The organism is Bacillus sp. JJ864 (genome assembly GCF_036963045.1).
In the GTDB taxonomy this organism is placed as follows: Bacteria; Bacillota; Bacilli; order Bacillales; family Bacillaceae_G; genus Bacillus_A; species Bacillus_A pseudomycoides_C.
On record NZ_JBALLY010000035.1, the window covers coordinates 28,597 to 45,899 of the forward strand.

Sequence of the window (17,303 nt, forward strand, 5' to 3'; positions counted from 1 at the left end):
GCCCGATTGGTTTAACTAATAATCAGTGGGGGATGAAGAAAACCCCCACTGATTATAGTTTCACTTTATAAAACAACTGCGCTCGATACCTTTCAAAATAGCTAAAATTATAGGAGGCAATTATGGCTCAGCTATCATTCAAAAATATTTATAAGAAATATGATCATGATGTGACAATCGTAAAAGATTTTAATCTAGAAGTGAATGATGGAGAATTTATCGTTTTGGTTGGACCTTCAGGATGTGGAAAGTCGACGACATTACGTATGATTGCAGGACTTGAGGAGATTTCAGATGGCGACTTTTATATTGATGGAAAGCGTGTGAATGATGTTACCCCGAAAGATCGAGATATCGCAATGGTTTTTCAAAACTACGCTCTTTATCCACATATGAGTGTTTATGATAATATGGCGTTCGGTTTAAAATTACGAAAATATAGTAAAGCGGAGATTGATCAACGTGTGAAACATGCCGCGCAAATTCTTGGCCTTGAGAAATATTTAGACCGAAAGCCAAAAGCACTTTCAGGTGGACAGCGCCAGCGTGTTGCGTTAGGCCGAGCGATTGTTCGAAATGCAAAAGTATTCTTAATGGACGAACCATTGTCAAACTTAGATGCGAAGCTACGCGTTCAAATGCGTGCCGAGATTACAAAATTACACCAACAATTGCAAACAACAACCGTGTATGTTACGCATGACCAAATAGAAGCAATGACGATGGCAACGCGCTTAGTTGTATTAAAGGACGGCATCATCCAACAAGTTGGGACACCGAAAGAAGTTTATGAAAAACCTGAGAATGTATTTGTCGGAGGATTTATTGGCTCTCCTGGAATGAACTTTTTCAAAGGAACAGTAACAAAAAATGCCGTTATGATTGATAAATGGAAAATCGAAATCCCAGAAGAAAAGATGAAAAGTTTGCAAGGGTATGCGAATAAAGAAATCATCATAGGGGTACGTCCAGAAGACTTTTATTATGGAAAAGCCCTTTTAGATTTACCTTATCATGCAAAGATAACAGTAACGATTGATGTGTCAGAATTAATGGGATCAGAAACATATCTATATTCCAATATCAATGGCCAACCTTTCGTTGCTCGCGTTGACTCCTCAGTTGATGTGCATAGTCAATCAACGATGGATTTAGCTTTTAATATGAATAAAGCTCATTATTTTGACACTGAAACTGAAAGACGAATTGTTTTATAAAATATGTACAATTAAGTAATGGAAACTGTAATATTAGGCTTATTCCAAACAGGGATAGGCCTTTGTTGTTTTGTACATATAACCATGATTGATAAGGGGGATATATGTATAAGTTATATTGAGAAATAAAACTGCAACAGGTTGTTACAGTTTTATAAACTGTTAAGTAAGAGTTTATAAAGAGTATTGATGACTTTTCGTATAATGTTTATTCATTAAAAAACTTTCTGAAAATAATAAATATAGAATGACAAAAAAGAGTAGGAAAATATAGATCTTGATAAAAATAGTTTTTACTATTTACACTATTTAAAATATAAAAACTTTTATTTTTTTCGTATGATAGCGTTTTCATACATAGAAAGTTATGCTAGAATAAATTCATAAGTTATTCATTATTAAAAAAAGAAAAAAGAATTACTTTTTTCTGTTAATTATAAGGGGGCATTTCATAATGCGTATTGGAGTACCAGGAGAAATTAAAAACAACGAAAACCGTGTAGCTATGACACCAGCTGGTGTTGTGCATTTAATTCGTAACAATCACGAAGTATTCATTCAAAAGGGTGCAGGATTAGGATCAGGTTTTACTGATGAGCAATATGTAGAAGCAGGAGCAAAAATCGTAGAAACAGCTGAAGAAGCTTGGTCTATGGAAATGGTAATGAAAGTTAAAGAGCCAATTGCAAGCGAATATAAATATTTCCGTGAAGGTTTAGTTCTATTCACTTACTTACACTTAGCTCCAGAACCAGAATTAACAAAAGCGTTAATTGAAAATAAAGTAGTAGCAATCGCTTACGAAACAGTTCAATTAGAAAACCGTTCTCTACCATTATTAGCGCCTATGAGTGAAGTTGCAGGTCGTATGGCAGCACAACTTGGTGCACAATTCCTTGAGAAAAACAAAGGTGGAAAAGGTATCTTACTTGCAGGTGTTCCAGGCGTAAAACGCGGTAAAGTAACAATTATCGGTGGTGGACAAGCTGGTACAAATGCTGCTAAGATTGCAGTTGGTTTAGGTGCTGACGTAACAGTTATCGACTTAAGCGCAGATCGTCTTCGTCAATTAGATGATATTTTCGGTAACCAAGTGACAACTTTAATGTCTAATCCTTACAATATTTCACAAGCTGTAAAAGAGTCTGATCTTGTAATTGGTGCAGTATTAATTCCAGGAGCAAAAGCACCGAAACTTGTAACAGAAGAAATGATCAAGTCTATGGAGCCAGGTTCTGTTGTAGTTGATATCGCAATCGACCAAGGTGGTATTTTCGAAACAACTGACCGTATTACAACACATGACAACCCAACTTATGAAAAACACGGTGTAGTTCACTATGCAGTTGCAAACATGCCTGGTGCGGTTCCACGTACATCTACACTTGCATTAACAAATGTTACAGTACCATATGCAGTACAAATCGCAAACAAAGGCTACAAAAAAGCTTGTTTAGAAAACACTGCATTATTAAAAGGTATTAACGCATTAGAAGGCTTTGTAACATTCGAAGCAGTTGCAGAAGCACACGGTGTAGAATATAAAGCAGCAAAAGAATTATTAGAAGCAGAAGCAGTATCTTGCTAATCTAAATATCGAACAATATTTTCATACAACAAGATGAGAGCTAAGAGAAGTGCCTCTTAGCTCTTTTTAACTAGAAGGGGGCAAGAGTCGTGGCCAACTTATTCAAAAAGAAATCCGTGACACAATTGTTAAGCCAAAGTCAAAGTAAAACTTTGACAAAAACATTAGGGGCATTTGACTTAACGATGTTAGGAATTGGAGCGATTATCGGTACAGGAGTACTTGTATTAACTGGATTAGTAGCAGCAAGAGATGCTGGTCCAGCTGTTATTTTCTCGTTTATGATTGCAGCAATTGTTTGTGGCTTTGCAGCATTATGTTATGCAGAAGTTGCCACAGCACTTCCTGTATCAGGAAGTGTATATACGTATGCATATGCAACAATTGGGGAATTTGTTGCGCATTTAATGGGATGGACATTATTGTCAGTTTATGTTTTAACAACGGCAGCGGTAGCTGGCGGTTGGACGGGCTACTTTAATAACTTAGTAAGTGGATTAGGAATAGAAATTCCGAAACAATTGTTAACGATTCCATCTCAAGGCGGAATTGTAAATCTTCCAGCGGTTGGCATTACGTTAGTGTTAACATGGTTACTATCTCGCGGTACGAAAGAAAGTAAACGTGTAAATAATGCAATGGTATTAATTAAAATTAGTATTGTTGTATTGTTTATTGCAGTTGGTGTGTTCTATGTAAAACCAGAAAACTGGACGCCATTTGCACCGTATGGTATCAGTGGGATTTTTGCCGGAGGAGCTGCAGTATTCTTTGCTTTCTTAGGATTTGATGCGTTAGCAACTTCAGCTGAAGAAGTAAAAAATCCACAGCGTGATTTACCAATCGGTATTATTGTATCACTTGCTGTTTGTACAGTAATTTATATTGCAGTTTGTCTTGTTATGACAGGAATGGTGTCATATAAAGAATTAAATGTACCAGAAGCGATGTCTTACGTATTAGAAGTTGTTGGGCAAGATAAAGTAGCAGGTGTGATTGCAATTGGTGCAGTAATTGGTATCATGGCCGTAATTTTTGCTTATATTTACGCGACAACACGTGTATTCTTTGCGATGAGCCGTGATGGTTTACTTCCAAAATCATTTGCGAAAATTAACAAAAAAACAGAAGCTCCGGTATTTTCAACATGGTTAACAGGTATCGGAAGTGCTTTAATTGCCGGGTTTATCGATTTAAAAGAATTGTCAAATTTAGCGAATATTGGAGCATTATTAACATTTGCGATGGTAGGTGTTTCTGTCCTGATCCTTCGTAAAACACATCCGAAATTACAACGTGGCTTTATGGTACCGCTTGTACCAGTATTACCGATTATTTCAATCGCATGTTGTCTGTTCTTAATGGTTAACTTACCACTTACAACATGGTTATACTTCGGTGCTTGGCTTGTACTAGGAGTTATCGTATACTTCGTATACTCTAAGAAACATAGTCACCTGCAACAAGATAAAAGTTCGCAAGATCATTTAAAACAAGCAAATTAAAGGGATAAAGCCTTATACGCTTAGGAGCGCATAAGGTTTTTTTATGTTTTTGAAGGGGTTTTAGGAAACCACATAGAAATTTATATGTCGAAAGATGGAAAAGAAGGATAATAATGGTTGTAAAAGAAGAGGTAAAAGTTGTAGTAGGTGCAGAAGGATATAACAATAATCCAGGGTGGTTACATACACAAGAAAATGAAGTCAACTACCCACCACTTAAACGCTAACGCGTTTTGAAGTGGGGGCTTGTAAAAAGCCCTGGTTGTCTAGCCTTAGTCTTTGATAGACTCCGTTCGTAGGTTGAATACCCAAGAATGATTCCCTAGTTCTTGGCTCTATGGTGGCTCTGTAACAGTTCTGATTGGGAAGGAACGGTCAACCACAAGCCTTCTTTTATAAGAAGTTGAGGGCACCTACAAACATTGGCGAAGGGAAACAAACTCTTAGGAGGGACAAAAACATGCGTGTATTTGTCAAGAATTTAAGGGGCGAACCGCTGATGCCCTGTAGTCCTCGCAAGGCACGGCTTCTTCTCAAACAAGGAAAAGCAAAGATTGTGGGCTACACTCCGTTTACGATTCAATTACAATATGCCACAGGTGAAGCGGTGCAACCCGTTACAATCGGTATTGACAGCGGAGCAAAGCATATCGGCATTGCAATTACTACAGAAGACAAAGTTCTAGCAAAAGGAACCATCCAGTTACGTCAGGACGTCAAAGAAAATCTTACACTAAGAGCTACATTACGCAGAGGAAGAAGACAACGAAAAACAAGATATCGCAAAGCACGTTTTCTCAATCGGAAAAAGAAAGAAGGATGGTTACCTTCATCGATTCAAAGTAGGGTGGATAACGAAATTCATTGGATTGAAATATTTAAGTCACTCTTACCTTCACCAAAAGTGATTGTTGAAGTAGGGAAGTTTGATGCGCAAAAGCTAAAAAATCCAGCTAAATCTTATAAGCAAGTAAAGATATCAGATATAGAACGTATACACCATACGAACAATTGGAAGTTCTTACAAATCAGTTAGGCTATGCCTAACCGAAATTCATCCCCACCTTACCGCTGGGTTCTTGCCCGTCACGCACTTGAAGATGGGGATGAATTTCGGAAATACGTTAAATTTACTAAAAAGAGAAGAGAAGCAGCAAAAATTTGTTATGAATTTTTACAGCCAGGCAGTCATCTTCGCTGTGCGGTACCAGATGCATTTTTTTCAGATGAAGATTATCAAGCAGGCGTACAAGTCGGCGGACCAGGTCCATTAGATCATCCAGCAGTGAGCCATAAAATTGTTCATAACTATAAAACGATGACTTCGATGTTTGAAGAAGCTGGTTTTGAAGTGAAGTTACTAGAGTACTGTGATGAAAACGGAGAATTTCATTATAATGACTGGAATGAGAAAGACGGCTTTATTTACCGCTCTAAACGTTTTGATCATCGCAATTAAGATGGACAGCTTGGCTTTGTTTCATTGATTGTCGATGCGGTTAAATCTAAATAAGAGAAAAAAGCGCCGAAATTTAGCATATCGCTAATATATCGGCGTTTTTTGCAATATATCGACCGTTTTTTAGATTATATTGGCGCTTCGACACGATATAAAGACCCTTCTACGACGTTCGACAAACTGAACGTACAAAAGAGAACCCGTTAATATAAATCAGGGGTTATTTGTTTATTTTTTATAACATTTTCCCCATTTCTATATACAATGTTAAAAATAAAACCGGAAATGATTGACACATATGAACATCCACTCATATAATAAAAATATAACATATATGAACAATTATTCATATGTTCAAGTGAAGAGGTGAGCTATTGTGACGGAACAAAAAGTAGAAACAAATGAAGAAACGTGTTTACAAAATGTCATTCATCAAGAGGTTGTTGAAAAAGTACAACAAACGATTCCACAGGATGATAGCTTAAGTCAAGTAGCAGAGTTATTTAAAGTATTAGGAGACCGTACGCGCACACGTATTTTACACGCCTTATTTGAGGCAGAAATGTGCGTATGCGATTTAGCATATTTACTCGGAATGACGCAGTCGTCTATTTCCCATCAATTACGCGTATTAAAGCAAGCAAAGCTTGTTAAAAATCGTAAAGAGGGAAAAGTAGTGTATTACTCACTTGCAGATCACCACGTTATTCATATTTTCGAGCAAGCATTTGAGCACGTAAATGAGGAAAAATAGAAGCAGCACAAGGAGGGAGAAAAATGGGGGAAGCATTGGTAAAACGGAAACTTGTGTTAGACGGATTAGACTGCGCAAACTGTGCGATGAAAATTGAAAAAGGTGTAGGAGAATTAGAGGATGTATCATCGTGTTCTGTTAATTTCGTCACGAAAACGATGACGGTAGAAACAGAGAAACAAAACGAGGAACATGTTGTCAAGGAAGCAATGCAACTTGTAAATAAATTAGAACCGCATATTCATGTGAAAGAAGAACAAAAAACGAGAGCGGCAAAAGAAACATTTATACTAGAAGGTTTGGACTGTGCGAACTGCGCGATGAAAATTGAAACAAAAGTAGGCGAAATGTCTGCAGTTACATCGGCATCTGTTGATTTTGTTTCTAAAAAATTAAGAGTAGAGATCGCAAATAAACAAGAGTTAGAGACAACTGTTGCGCATATAAAAGAAGTCGTACAGAAACTAGAACCAGAAGTGAACGTAGTGCGTGAGAAAGAGCAAACAGAACATCATCATAGTCATGATCACGGTGAAGCCAATACGAAAAAAATGATTTGGCGGTTATCGATTGGGGCGATTTTAACCGCTATTGCTGCATTAGTTTCATTGCCGCAAATGATCACAATTCCACTTTTCGTGATTGCTTATATTATTATAGGCGGCGATATTGTTTTACGTGCTGTAAAGAATATTATACGCGGGCAAGTGTTTGATGAAAATTTCTTAATGGCGATTGCAACGCTTGGTGCTTTTGGGACTCAAAATTATTCAGAAGCTGTCGCGGTAATGCTCTTTTATCAAGTAGGTGAACTGTTCCAAAGCATTGCGGTGAATCGTTCCCGTAAGTCGATTAGTTCGTTAATGGATATTAGACCTGATTATGCAAACTTAAAGGTAGGAAATGAAACGAAACAAGTATCGCCAGAAGATGTGCAAATTGGTGATTTCATTATCGTCAAACCGGGTGAAAAAGTACCGTTAGACGGTAAAGTAATAGAAGGAACATCGATGGTAGATACATCGGCGTTAACAGGAGAATCTGTACCTCGTGAAGTAGAAGTCGGCAGTGATGTATTAAGCGGTTTTGTGAATCAAAATGGTGTCTTAACAATTGAAGTGGCGAAAGAGTACAGTGAATCTACTGTTTCAAAAATTTTAGATTTAGTGCAAAACGCAAGTAGTCGTAAAGCACCGACAGAAAACTTTATTACGAAGTTTGCTCGTTATTATACGCCAGCTGTCGTCGCTACAGCTACTATACTAGCTTTTGTTCCACCGCTCATTATAGAGGGGGCAACGTTCTCAGATTGGATTTATAGAGCGCTAGTCTTTCTTGTTATTTCTTGTCCTTGTGCATTGGTTGTTTCGATTCCACTTGGGTTCTTCGGCGGTATTGGCGCAGCATCTAAGAGCGGTATTTTAATAAAGGGCAGTAACTATTTAGAAGCATTAAATGATGTAAAGCATATTGTATTTGATAAAACAGGTACGTTAACAAAAGGTGTATTTAAAGTAACAGATATGCAGCCAAGTGAATTTGTGACGAAAGAAGAATTGTTAGAGTATGCAGCATTTGCAGAAGTATATTCGAATCATCCAATCGCACAGTCCATTCGATCTGTATATGGAAAAGTAGTCAATGAACAGATGATTGAAGATTATAATGAAATTTCTGGTCATGGTACAGTTGTGAAAGTGAACGGAAAAGAAATCTTTGCTGGAAACGCAAAGTTAATGAACAAAGAAAATATTCCATTCCAGCAACCGCAAACGGTTGGAACACTTGTACACGTAGCTGTAGATGGTATGTATGCCGGATACATTGTCATTTCTGATGAAATTAAAGAGGATGCGAAGCAAGCAATTCAATTATTAAAACAACTTGGTGTAAAAAGAACCGTTATGTTAACGGGCGATTCCAAATTAGTCGGAGAAGCAGTTGGAAAGCAACTTGGAATTGATGAAGTCCATGCAGAACTGTTGCCGCAGCAAAAAGTAGAGGAAATTGAAAAGATTGATGCGACAAAACATCCGAAAGAAAAAATTGCGTTCGTTGGAGACGGTATTAACGATACACCTGTATTAGCAAGAGCTGATGTTGGGATCGCGATGGGTGGTTTAGGCTCTGATGCAGCAATTGAAGCAGCTGACATTGTCATCATGACAGATGAGCCTTCGAAAATAGGAGCGGCTATTCAAATTGCAAAACGCACGCGTAGTATTGTATGGCAAAACATCATATTCGCCTTAGGAATAAAAGGAGTAGTTCTTTTATTAGGGGCATTCGGTATTGCAACGATGTGGGAAGCAGTCTTCTCAGATGTTGGGGTAACTTTACTGGCAGTGTTAAATGCGATGCGTGTGCTGCGAATAAAAGATTTGTAAAAGGAGAGAAGCGAGATGCTTCTCTCCTTATTTTTTCATAGAATTTGCAATTTGTTCTCGCACTGTTTGAATATAATTCATTTTATGATTCCAGCATGCTTGGCTTAAATCGACAGGATATTCTTCTGGATTAAGCGTTCGTTTATACTCTTCCCATAAGAAGGATAAGCTGCTCTCTGCATGCTGCTGAATATGAAGGATGTCAGGTGATTCGTAAGTAAGCTGTCCGTCCACAAATATATCATGATGCAGCTCTTTTGCTTCAAAGTTCGTAACAAATTTACTAATATACGTATGAACAGGGTGGAACATTTTTAAGCGTTCTTCTTCCTGCGGTTCTTCTGTTTCTAATGCAATATAATCGCCTTCTGCATGCTGATTGATACGATTGATAATGCGATAAATACGCTTTAATCCTGGAGTTGTAATTTTTTCGGGATTGGACGAAATTTTAATTGTGTCGTTCAATGTACCATTTTCATCTTCAATACAAACTAATTTATAAACAGCGCCGAGTGCTGGCTGTTCAAATGACGTAATCAGTTTTGTTCCAACACCCCATACGTCAATTTTTGCTCCTTGCGATTTTAAATGTAAAATCGTGTATTCATCTAAGTCGCTTGAAGCAATAATTTTTGTATCGGTAAATCCAGCAGCATCTAACATTTTACGCGCTTCTTTCGATAAGTACGCCATATCTCCGCTATCGAGGCGGATGCCATAAAAGTTAATGCGGTCACCAAATTCTTTTGCGACGCGAATCGCATTTGGTACACCAGATTTTAATGTATCGTATGTATCAACGAGAAAAACGCATTTTGTATGTGTTTCTGCATATTTTTTGAAGGCTACATATTCATCGCGATACGCTTGTACAAAGGAATGAGCGTGTGTACCAGCAACAGGAATGCCAAACCGTTTTCCAGCTCGAACGTTACTTGTTGAAGAAAAGCCGCCGATGAATGCTGCTCGCGTTCCCCAAAGTGCTGCATCAAACTCATGAGCGCGGCGTGTACCGAATTCAAGAAGTTCATCATTACCAGCAGCATGTTTCATCCGTGCAGCTTTTGTAGCAATTAATGTTTGGTAGTTCACAATATTTAAAAGGGCAGTTTCAATAATTTGTGCTTCTCCAAGTGGTGCGTCTATACGTAAAAGAGGCTCGTTATGAAAGACAACTTCGCCTTCCTGCATACTGCGAATGGAACCAGTAAACTTCATATTTTGTAAGTAGTGTAAAAAATCTTCTTCAAATTGCAGTTCTTTTAAATAAGCGATATCGCTTTCTGTAAATTGAAAGTTCTTCACATACTCGATAATCTTTTCAAGCCCGGCAAAAATTGCATAACCGTTTTCAAAAGGCAACTTGCGAAAGTATAAATCGAATACTGCCCGGCGGTTATTAATATGATCTTTCCAATATGTATAAGCCATATTAATTTGATATAGGTCTGTGTGTAAGGCGTAGCTATCGTCTTCATAATGTACCATAACGTAAACACCTCCATATTTTGGTTATAGTATACCTCTTTTTTGTAGTTTGTTGCTAAAAAATTACCTATATTATAAATGTAAAAAAGTGAAAATGAAAAATCATTCCGAATCTTTGTATTTATCAATTTATATTTTTGTAAAATTTATGTATTATTAAAGTACTAGGGTATAACTTAGAATGGAGGAGGGAACTATGCAACAAAATCTAGAAAAAATGGGTAAGCAAATTTTTTATAAACGACTCCAACAAAAAATGACACAAGAAGAACTCTGTCAGGGCATTTGTTCCGTCTCATATTTAAGTAAAATTGAAAATGGAAAAATTGAAGCTTCAGAAGAAATATTGCAGTTATTATGTACGAGACTAGAGATTGCAGTGTCGGATTTAAGAGATATTGAAGCTGAGGTGAAAGAAAAGTTAGAGGAGTGGTTAACGGCACTAGTTCAATTAGATAAATATAAAGTTGAAGAGTTATATATAGAACTAGAAGCAGAAATGCAACAAATTGTCGATTTTGAGATTGTAAATTATTATAAATTGTTATATACACGATATTTAATTATGAAGAGAAACGTACCAGTCCTTAAAGCGGAGTTGGAGAAACTAAAAAAAGTTTATAAAAAATACTCTCCATTTCAGCAATTGTTATATAAGTATAGCCAGGCTTTATGCTATTGCCTACAGCATAAATGGCAAGAGGGATTACAGTTTTTAGTTCAGACAGAGCTAATGGCAAAAGAACAAAATTATTATGAAACAGGAATTTATTATAATTTAGCACTAGCATATACTCATTTGGAAGTTCCACATATGGCACTTCATTTTGCGAATATTGCTATGGAGGGATTTCGAAATGAATATAAATTCCGAAATGTAATTAATTGTAAAATCATCATTGCGTTAAGCTATAGTGAGAAAGGGCAGTATGATGAAGCGTTAAAAATTTATGAGAATATACTGCGTGAAGCGGATTCTTTTTCTGAAAAAGATGTGTTGATGGCAATGGTATTAAGTAATATTGGCAATGTACATTATAGAAAGAAAAAGTATGAGGAAGCTAAAAAATACTATACAAAAAGTTTACAATATCAAAAGGAAGATGCTGTAAACTATGTTGATACGTTGTATGAGATGGCGTTGCAATGTATTCACCTTGAACAATTAGAAGAAGCAAAAGAGTGGATTGACAAGGGTATTGCTTCTGCTAAGAAAGATGAAAGAGGTAATACAGAATTGTACTTGCTTCTTATGCTTCGTTATAAGCACTTTACAGAACCAAGTGAATATAAAGTATTTTTAGAAACAGAAGCAATTCCTTTTTTCAAAAATACAGGAAATAAAAAAGAATTAAAGAAAGTATATATAGAACTCGCTGAGTATTTCGAGAATTCTTTGCGATTCAAAGAAAGCAATCATTATTATAAGTTAGCAATTGAAGTTCTTGAAACGATACTGGGGGGATAAAGATGAAAAAAGTAGTAATCGGTACAATTTTAACAATGGTGGCATTAGTTTTTATAGCTCAGTCGCAATACGCGAATAAACCAGATGTTTTTGGACAAGCTGACGACACAGTTGAAACAGTAAATGTATAAGGTAACCATTGGAAATGAGGCTGACTCGAAATGCCGTTACAAAACGGCTTTTCGAGTCAGCTTTTCTTTTGTATTCTTGTTTTTAAATTGTTCATCAAAACTTGAGAAATAAAATATAGAAATATTTAGATCATTATAATATCTCGCGTGATAACCATGTGAATGTGAAGTATGTAAATCGTATGGAGTAACTGAAAACCCCTTTGTTCTGCTAAAAAGGGGTTTTTAAATAATTGTTTTGCAAAATTCGTCAAAACTTGAGAAAGAAATTATTTTAATTTTCAGTATTCTAATAGTGGAAACTTAATGCTACTATAAATCTACTCTCTTAAAAAAAATTGTTAGGGGGAAGAGAAGATGAAGAAAAAGAGTTTAGCGTTTGTGTTAGCAACTGGAATGGCAGTGACTGCGTTTGGGGGGACAAGCTCTGCCTTTGCAGATTCAAAGAATGTACTCTCTACAAAGAAATACAATGAGACGGTACAGTCTCCAGAGTTTGTATCGGGTGATTTAACAGGTGCATCTGGGAAAAAAGCAGAATCTGTTGTGTTTGACTACTTAAATTCTGCGAAAAAAGATTATAAACTAGGGGAAAAAAGTGCAGAAGAATCCTTTAAAGTGCAACAAGTTGTAAAAGATCCTGTAGGGGAAACAACAGTTGTACGCACGCAACAAATGTATGAAGGTGTGCCTGTATGGGGGTCTACTCAACTAGCGCACATTGGAAAAGATGGTGCATTAAAAGTTGTATCAGGAACTGTTGCTCCTGATTTAGATAAGAAAGAGAAGCTGAAAAATAAAAATAAAATTGATGGTAAACAAGCAATTGCAGCTGCCCAAAAAGATTTAGGATTGAATCCAAAATATGAAGTAGAGCCGTCAGCGGACTTATATGTATATCAAAATGGTGAGGAAGCAACATACGCATATGTTGTAAAATTAAATTTCTTAGATCCAAAGCCAGGAAACTATTATTATTTCATTGAAGCAGATAATGGGAAAGTATTGAATAAATACAATACAATTCATAATGCGAATGTGGATAATAAAGCACCAGTTAAACCTGTAACAGGAACAAATAAAGTTGGAACAGGTAAAGGGGTATTAGGCGATACAAAGTCTATTAATACAACATTATCTGGATCTAGCTATTATTTACAAGACAATACACGCGGTGCAACCATTTACACATACGATGCGAAAAATCGTACGACTCTTCCAGGAACGTTATGGTTAGATGCAGATAATATTTTTAATGCTAGTCGTGATGCAGCTGCAGTGGATGCACATTATTATGCAGGGGTAACGTACGATTATTATAAGAATACGTTTAATCGCAATTCTTATAACAATGCTGGTGCAGCGTTAAAATCAACGGTTCATTATGGAAGTAATTATAACAATGCCTTCTGGAATGGAACACAAATGGTATATGGAGATGGAGATGGATACACATTTTCTCCGTTATCTGGCAGTTTAGATGTAATTGGGCATGAATTAACACATGCTGTGACAGAAACAAGTTCTAATCTTATTTATCAAAATGAGTCTGGAGCATTAAATGAGGCAATTTCTGATATTTTTGGAACATTAGTAGAATACTATGATAACCGTAATCCAGATTGGGAAATCGGAGAAGATATTTATACGCCTGGTACAGCTGGGGATGCTCTTCGTTCGATGAGCGATCCAACAAAATATGGTGATCCAGATCATTATTCTAAACGTTATACAGGAACAAGTGATAATGGCGGTGTTCATACGAATAGCGGTATTATCAATAAAGCTGCCTACTTATTAGGAAATGGCGGTACACATTATGGTGTAACAGTGAATGGTATTGGCAAAGAGAAAGTAGGAGCAATCTACTATCGTGCAAATACACTTTATTTCACGCAATCGACAACATTTAGCCAAGCGCGTGCTGGTTTAGTACAAGCAGCTGCAGATTTATACGGTGCAAATTCAACTGAAGTAACAGCTGTGAAGCAATCATATGACGCAGTTGGTGTGAATTAGGTATCACTCCCCTTTATATAGTGAAAAAGGAGCATATGCTCCTTTTTTCATTTTTTCTTCCATGTTTTCCACAAATAAAACAAACCAGCACAACCAGCAATTGTAATAATCCACTTTGCTTCATTTGTTCCGTTCATAACTTGATAGGTGGAATATACTTCAATCAGTAACGCCGGTATTTTTCCAAGAGTACTAGCGATGCTAAAGGTTAATATAGACATCGTTCCAAGGGCTGCAAATAGCGTTACGATGCCAGATGGAATAAAAGGAATGAGGCGAAACGATAAAACGAGAAAGAATGCTTCTTTTCCTTGTACATAAAGAAGTTGCCCTACTTTTGGATAATTATCTATATTTTTTTGAGCAGCTTTTTGAAAACCAAGCCGATATAAATAAAAGGAGATAATCGCTCCTAATGCTTCGCCGGCAATGGAGATGAGTGTTCCTGTTGTTACTCCAAATAATGAAATGTTAATCGCAGTCAAAAACACACTAGGAATAATAGCGGCTAGGCTAATAAGAATATTGAATAAGATGCTAAGTGGGATTGCCATTGTTTGATGCTCTATAAGAAAAGAATGGATCGTTTCTGCCATATCAATTAGTTTTCCTTTGCTTTTATATATGTAAATCTAAGTTCAAAAACGAAATACCCCCTTTTTTAGGTAGACGAGAGCGTCTGGCCATGCATAGAATCGGTCAGGGCCTTTTTCTGCCACATGCGAAGTTCAAACAAAGGGAGCATGTTGTATTCTGTATAACAGCGACATACATGCCGAAAAATTAAAATGGATTTATTCCGCTATTTGCGGGCTTTCCATCAGTGGGGGATGATGAACCTACACTAATGGAAGTTTTACTTTATATAGCATTACATCATAGTTTTTATAGTAAGACAACAGATTTGTGGAAGGTTATAGATTTTTTTGCAGAATAAGTAATATTTTTCATAGAAAGAATGACCAGGAGATATATGATAGAATTGACTTTTTCTAAAGATAATACAATAATCATGAAAGAGGTGATACGATGAAAAAATTATGGAATGTTGTTATAAGCGTAATGCTTATGATGATACTTATATTAAGTGGATGTTCAAGTCAAGCGAAGCCGAAAGATAATCAGGCGGCATCAGCTATAAACGTTAGTGACAAAATTTTAGATGAAATGGAAGGACCACCGAAAAATGGTCATACGTTAGAACGTCACGTTGGAAAAACAGATGAGCAGTTGAAAGAACGATTACGTACAGATAATGTATCTGCTGCAAGTACATATTATGATAAGGAAACGGCAACAAAGGCGGTAAAAGATACGATAAAGCAGCACGAAAAAGAAATTGAAAAATGGTTGAAAGAATCGAAGGAAAACCGCCTTGTATTGAATACGAAGCATAACTTTGCAGTTGGAAAAACGGTATTAAAAAAGGATATGCGTGTAAAGGATGGACTTCGGAATACAGTGACTGTATTGCAGAGAGATAAAGGAAGCCAGCTCGGTTTTAAAATTGTTACTTCTTATCCTTCTGAGAAATAAGAAAGGCGGGGAATTTATGTATTCAACATTTCAATATTTTCTTAGAGCGTATTGTACATTAAGTATATATGAAGAAGAAATGGCTCAACTTATGCAACAATTTAAAGAGCAGGAAGAACAAGAAACGCAGGAAAAGTTGCTACAAGAACTTGTTCAAATAGAGCAAAGAGCAGATTGGGAGAAAGTACAGCAAGAAGTTGAACAATATGGAAATCGTATGTGGACAATAGAAGAAGCAAAAGGGCATATCGGTAATTTTGTTTCTATAATACAAAACAAAAAGGCGTGAATCATGACGCCTTTTTGTATGTGCTTTTTGAAATTTGACCGCTGGAAAGCACTTGCCCATTTTGGGTTACTTTTTTATAGGTTACAGCCACAATGCTTTTATCAGTTTCACTGATTACTTTTGAAGAAACCTCTACATCTTTACCTGTATTTGTACCGAAAATACGAGTAGTTACACTACTGCCATTTGTAAATGCTTGAATATAAATATATTTACCCGTATTATTTTTGAATTTCAAATCAGGACCATAGTCAGCAACCGCTGCATCTTGACCAAGAGGTAAGTAATGAACCGGTAAAGAGTGGTTACTTCGCGCGACAACTCCTAAATCAGCTCGTAATATGGCACCATATAATGTGCTGCTTACTTGGCAAACACCGCCCCCAGCACTTTGTTCTACTTTTCCGTTTACATATACAGCAGCCGATTTATAACCATGTGCAGCATCCGTTACACCAACGCGACCGTTAAAACTAAATGTCTCATCAGGTGCCACGAACACTCCTGTTAATGTATTCACAGCGCGTTGTACATTAAATGATTGACTTGAGTTTCGTCCAGCCATCGGAGTTGAATATTCAGCGATTACTTCTTGAATCCCCATATTTTTTACATCTTCTGTTGAGCGTTCTGGTTTCACAGCTGTCATTGGAACTTGGATATCTTGCTTATTTGTTGTAATGGCTTCTGTTGTGAGAGCTTTTAATTTCTCTTTATCAACTTTTTCGCCATCTTTACTTTCGCTAATATTAATGGTTGTTCCAGAGATAGATAAGTCGGCATTAACAGGCTCTACTAAGGAATCATTATATTTTTCCTTAATAAACGTATCATATTTTGCGGTGTTTATAGAAGGCTCTAACTTATAATCGCGTTTTAACTCACCTGTTTCAGCTTGTTTTCGCATGTTATAACGATTAGAAATATTGCCTTTTTGTTCCTTGAAAATTTTATCTGTAACATCCGTACCGTTATATTCAACCCCTAATTCCTGCCAAGTATATGTCTGTTTGTCATCCTGCAGGGCATAGTTCACAGATTTTTTATTTAATTCATCAACTTTTTGTTGAATGATCTTTTGAACATCTTCATTCGTTTTGCCGTCTATGGAAACACCTTCGAATGTTGTGTGAGGTAAAACGTATGTATCTAATTGATGATTTAATTTGGAAACATATTGATAAGCGCTAACACCACCAATACAAAGAACGATTCCACCTGCAATTGCAGAACCAATAATTAAATTGCGTAATTTCATTCATTTCCCTCCGAAAAGAAATTTTTAAGATAAGTATTATTTCTAACATATAAATGATAAAAGCAGTAATTCTTATACATTAGTATACTATTAATTTTATTGCGTGTGTAACATTTTGATAAAAAACGTTACATTTTCGTAATATAATTTCCTGTAATTAGAATGTTTATGCAGAAATTTCATTTTTATCCCGCTATTCGT

15 protein-coding genes and 1 pseudogene are annotated in these 17,303 nt (G+C 36.4%); 13 read left to right on the forward strand and 3 right to left on the reverse strand.

Annotated features, from left to right (window positions below):
* Window positions 1-122: 122 nt before the first annotated feature.
* The 8 genes and pseudogenes from V7024_RS06865 to V7024_RS06900 all read left to right on the forward strand — a co-directional run bounded on the left by V7024_RS06865 (window position 123) and on the right by V7024_RS06900 (window position 8,910).
* Complete coding sequence (locus tag V7024_RS06865) at window positions 123-1,217, forward strand: ABC transporter ATP-binding protein (RefSeq protein WP_335517462.1); 1,095 nt, start codon at window positions 123-125, stop codon at window positions 1,215-1,217.
* 454 nt (window positions 1,218-1,671) lie between these two features.
* Window positions 1,672-2,805 (forward strand): alanine dehydrogenase, encoded by a 1,134-nt coding sequence (gene ald / locus V7024_RS06870; RefSeq protein WP_335517466.1) that lies wholly within the window; start codon window positions 1,672-1,674, stop codon window positions 2,803-2,805.
* Window positions 2,806-2,894: 89 nt separating this feature from the next.
* Window positions 2,895-4,310 carry an amino acid permease gene (locus tag V7024_RS06875; protein WP_335517470.1) on the forward strand — a complete coding sequence of 472 codons (1,416 nt, stop codon included), beginning with the start codon at window positions 2,895-2,897 and terminating at the stop codon, window positions 4,308-4,310.
* A 113-nt stretch (window positions 4,311-4,423) separates the two neighbouring features.
* Window positions 4,424-4,516, forward strand: a pseudogene (locus V7024_RS06880) (class I SAM-dependent methyltransferase); the annotation flags it as partial.
* A 254-nt stretch (window positions 4,517-4,770) separates the two neighbouring features.
* Window positions 4,771-5,346, forward strand: coding sequence for an RNA-guided endonuclease IscB (gene iscB, locus V7024_RS06885; protein ID WP_335517473.1), 576 nt, complete (start codon window positions 4,771-4,773; stop codon window positions 5,344-5,346).
* A 3-nt stretch (window positions 5,347-5,349) separates the two neighbouring features.
* On the forward strand, window positions 5,350-5,769 hold the full coding sequence (locus V7024_RS06890) for a hypothetical protein (protein ID WP_438824444.1): 420 nt from the start codon (window positions 5,350-5,352) through the stop codon (window positions 5,767-5,769).
* Window positions 5,770-6,145: 376 nt separating this feature from the next.
* Entirely contained in the window at window positions 6,146-6,523 is a 378-nt protein-coding gene (locus V7024_RS06895) for an ArsR/SmtB family transcription factor (protein WP_020061255.1), read from the forward strand.
* A 23-nt stretch (window positions 6,524-6,546) separates the two neighbouring features.
* Window positions 6,547-8,910 carry a heavy metal translocating P-type ATPase gene (locus tag V7024_RS06900; RefSeq protein ID WP_335517476.1) on the forward strand — a complete coding sequence of 788 codons (2,364 nt, stop codon included), beginning with the start codon at window positions 6,547-6,549 and terminating at the stop codon, window positions 8,908-8,910.
* A 27-nt stretch (window positions 8,911-8,937) separates the two neighbouring features.
* On the opposite strand, the gene V7024_RS06905 is transcribed toward V7024_RS06900, so the two are convergent.
* Entirely contained in the window at window positions 8,938-10,401 is a 1,464-nt protein-coding gene (locus tag V7024_RS06905) for a nicotinate phosphoribosyltransferase (RefSeq protein WP_335517479.1), read from the reverse strand.
* 196 nt (window positions 10,402-10,597) lie between these two features.
* On the opposite strand from V7024_RS06905, the gene V7024_RS06910 reads away from it, so the two are divergent.
* The 3 genes from V7024_RS06910 (at window position 10,598) to V7024_RS06920 (ending at window position 14,019) form a co-directional block, all read left to right on the forward strand.
* The gene (locus V7024_RS06910; protein ID WP_335517482.1) at window positions 10,598-11,869 is read left to right on the forward strand and encodes a helix-turn-helix transcriptional regulator; all 1,272 of its coding nucleotides are present in this window, start codon (window positions 10,598-10,600) and stop codon (window positions 11,867-11,869) included.
* Window positions 11,870-11,871: 2 nt separating this feature from the next.
* On the forward strand, window positions 11,872-12,000 hold the full coding sequence (locus V7024_RS06915; RefSeq protein WP_335517485.1) for an NprX family peptide pheromone: 129 nt from the start codon (window positions 11,872-11,874) through the stop codon (window positions 11,998-12,000).
* A 357-nt stretch (window positions 12,001-12,357) separates the two neighbouring features.
* Window positions 12,358-14,019 (forward strand): M4 family metallopeptidase, encoded by a 1,662-nt coding sequence (locus V7024_RS06920; RefSeq protein ID WP_335517489.1) that lies wholly within the window; start codon window positions 12,358-12,360, stop codon window positions 14,017-14,019.
* Window positions 14,020-14,066: 47 nt separating this feature from the next.
* Here the strand turns inward: V7024_RS06920 and V7024_RS06925 are convergent, their stop codons facing one another.
* Window positions 14,067-14,615 (reverse strand): TVP38/TMEM64 family protein, encoded by a 549-nt coding sequence (locus tag V7024_RS06925; RefSeq protein ID WP_335517492.1) that lies wholly within the window; start codon window positions 14,613-14,615, stop codon window positions 14,067-14,069.
* 433 nt (window positions 14,616-15,048) lie between these two features.
* Between V7024_RS06925 and V7024_RS06930 the strand changes: the two genes are divergently transcribed.
* Together V7024_RS06930 and V7024_RS06935 are read left to right on the forward strand one after the other, a co-directional pair.
* On the forward strand, window positions 15,049-15,555 hold the full coding sequence (locus V7024_RS06930; protein WP_335517494.1) for an RNase A-like domain-containing lipoprotein: 507 nt from the start codon (window positions 15,049-15,051) through the stop codon (window positions 15,553-15,555).
* A gap of 16 nt (window positions 15,556-15,571) precedes the next feature.
* Window positions 15,572-15,844 carry a hypothetical protein gene (locus V7024_RS06935; RefSeq protein ID WP_335517498.1) on the forward strand — a complete coding sequence of 91 codons (273 nt, stop codon included), beginning with the start codon at window positions 15,572-15,574 and terminating at the stop codon, window positions 15,842-15,844.
* A gap of 1 nt (window position 15,845) precedes the next feature.
* Here V7024_RS06935 and V7024_RS06940 read toward each other — a convergent pair whose 3' ends face one another.
* The gene (locus V7024_RS06940; protein ID WP_335517500.1) at window positions 15,846-17,102 is read right to left on the reverse strand and encodes a VanW family protein; all 1,257 of its coding nucleotides are present in this window, start codon (window positions 17,100-17,102) and stop codon (window positions 15,846-15,848) included.
* Between the last annotated feature and the right edge of the window lie 201 nt (window positions 17,103-17,303).

What these genes read in the sequence shown, in the direction of transcription:
- iscB (WP_335517473.1), top strand. Translation starts at nt 4,771, where the DNA reads ATGCGTGTATTTGTCAAGAATTTAAGGGGCGAACCGCTGATGCCCTGT.
- V7024_RS06915 (WP_335517485.1), top strand. Translation starts at nt 11,872, where the DNA reads ATGAAAAAAGTAGTAATCGGTACAATTTTAACAATGGTGGCATTAGTT.
- V7024_RS06905 (WP_335517479.1), bottom strand. Translation starts at nt 10,401, where the DNA reads ATGGTACATTATGAAGACGATAGCTACGCCTTACACACAGACCTATAT.
- V7024_RS06925 (WP_335517492.1), bottom strand. Translation starts at nt 14,615, where the DNA reads ATGGCAGAAACGATCCATTCTTTTCTTATAGAGCATCAAACAATGGCA.
- V7024_RS06900 (WP_335517476.1), top strand. Translation starts at nt 6,547, where the DNA reads ATGGGGGAAGCATTGGTAAAACGGAAACTTGTGTTAGACGGATTAGAC.
- V7024_RS06890 (WP_438824444.1), top strand. Translation starts at nt 5,350, where the DNA reads ATGCCTAACCGAAATTCATCCCCACCTTACCGCTGGGTTCTTGCCCGT.
- V7024_RS06865 (WP_335517462.1), top strand. Translation starts at nt 123, where the DNA reads ATGGCTCAGCTATCATTCAAAAATATTTATAAGAAATATGATCATGAT.
- V7024_RS06910 (WP_335517482.1), top strand. Translation starts at nt 10,598, where the DNA reads ATGCAACAAAATCTAGAAAAAATGGGTAAGCAAATTTTTTATAAACGA.
- ald (WP_335517466.1), top strand. Translation starts at nt 1,672, where the DNA reads ATGCGTATTGGAGTACCAGGAGAAATTAAAAACAACGAAAACCGTGTA.
- V7024_RS06935 (WP_335517498.1), top strand. Translation starts at nt 15,572, where the DNA reads ATGTATTCAACATTTCAATATTTTCTTAGAGCGTATTGTACATTAAGT.
- V7024_RS06930 (WP_335517494.1), top strand. Translation starts at nt 15,049, where the DNA reads ATGAAAAAATTATGGAATGTTGTTATAAGCGTAATGCTTATGATGATA.
- V7024_RS06920 (WP_335517489.1), top strand. Translation starts at nt 12,358, where the DNA reads ATGAAGAAAAAGAGTTTAGCGTTTGTGTTAGCAACTGGAATGGCAGTG.
- V7024_RS06940 (WP_335517500.1), bottom strand. Translation starts at nt 17,102, where the DNA reads ATGAAATTACGCAATTTAATTATTGGTTCTGCAATTGCAGGTGGAATC.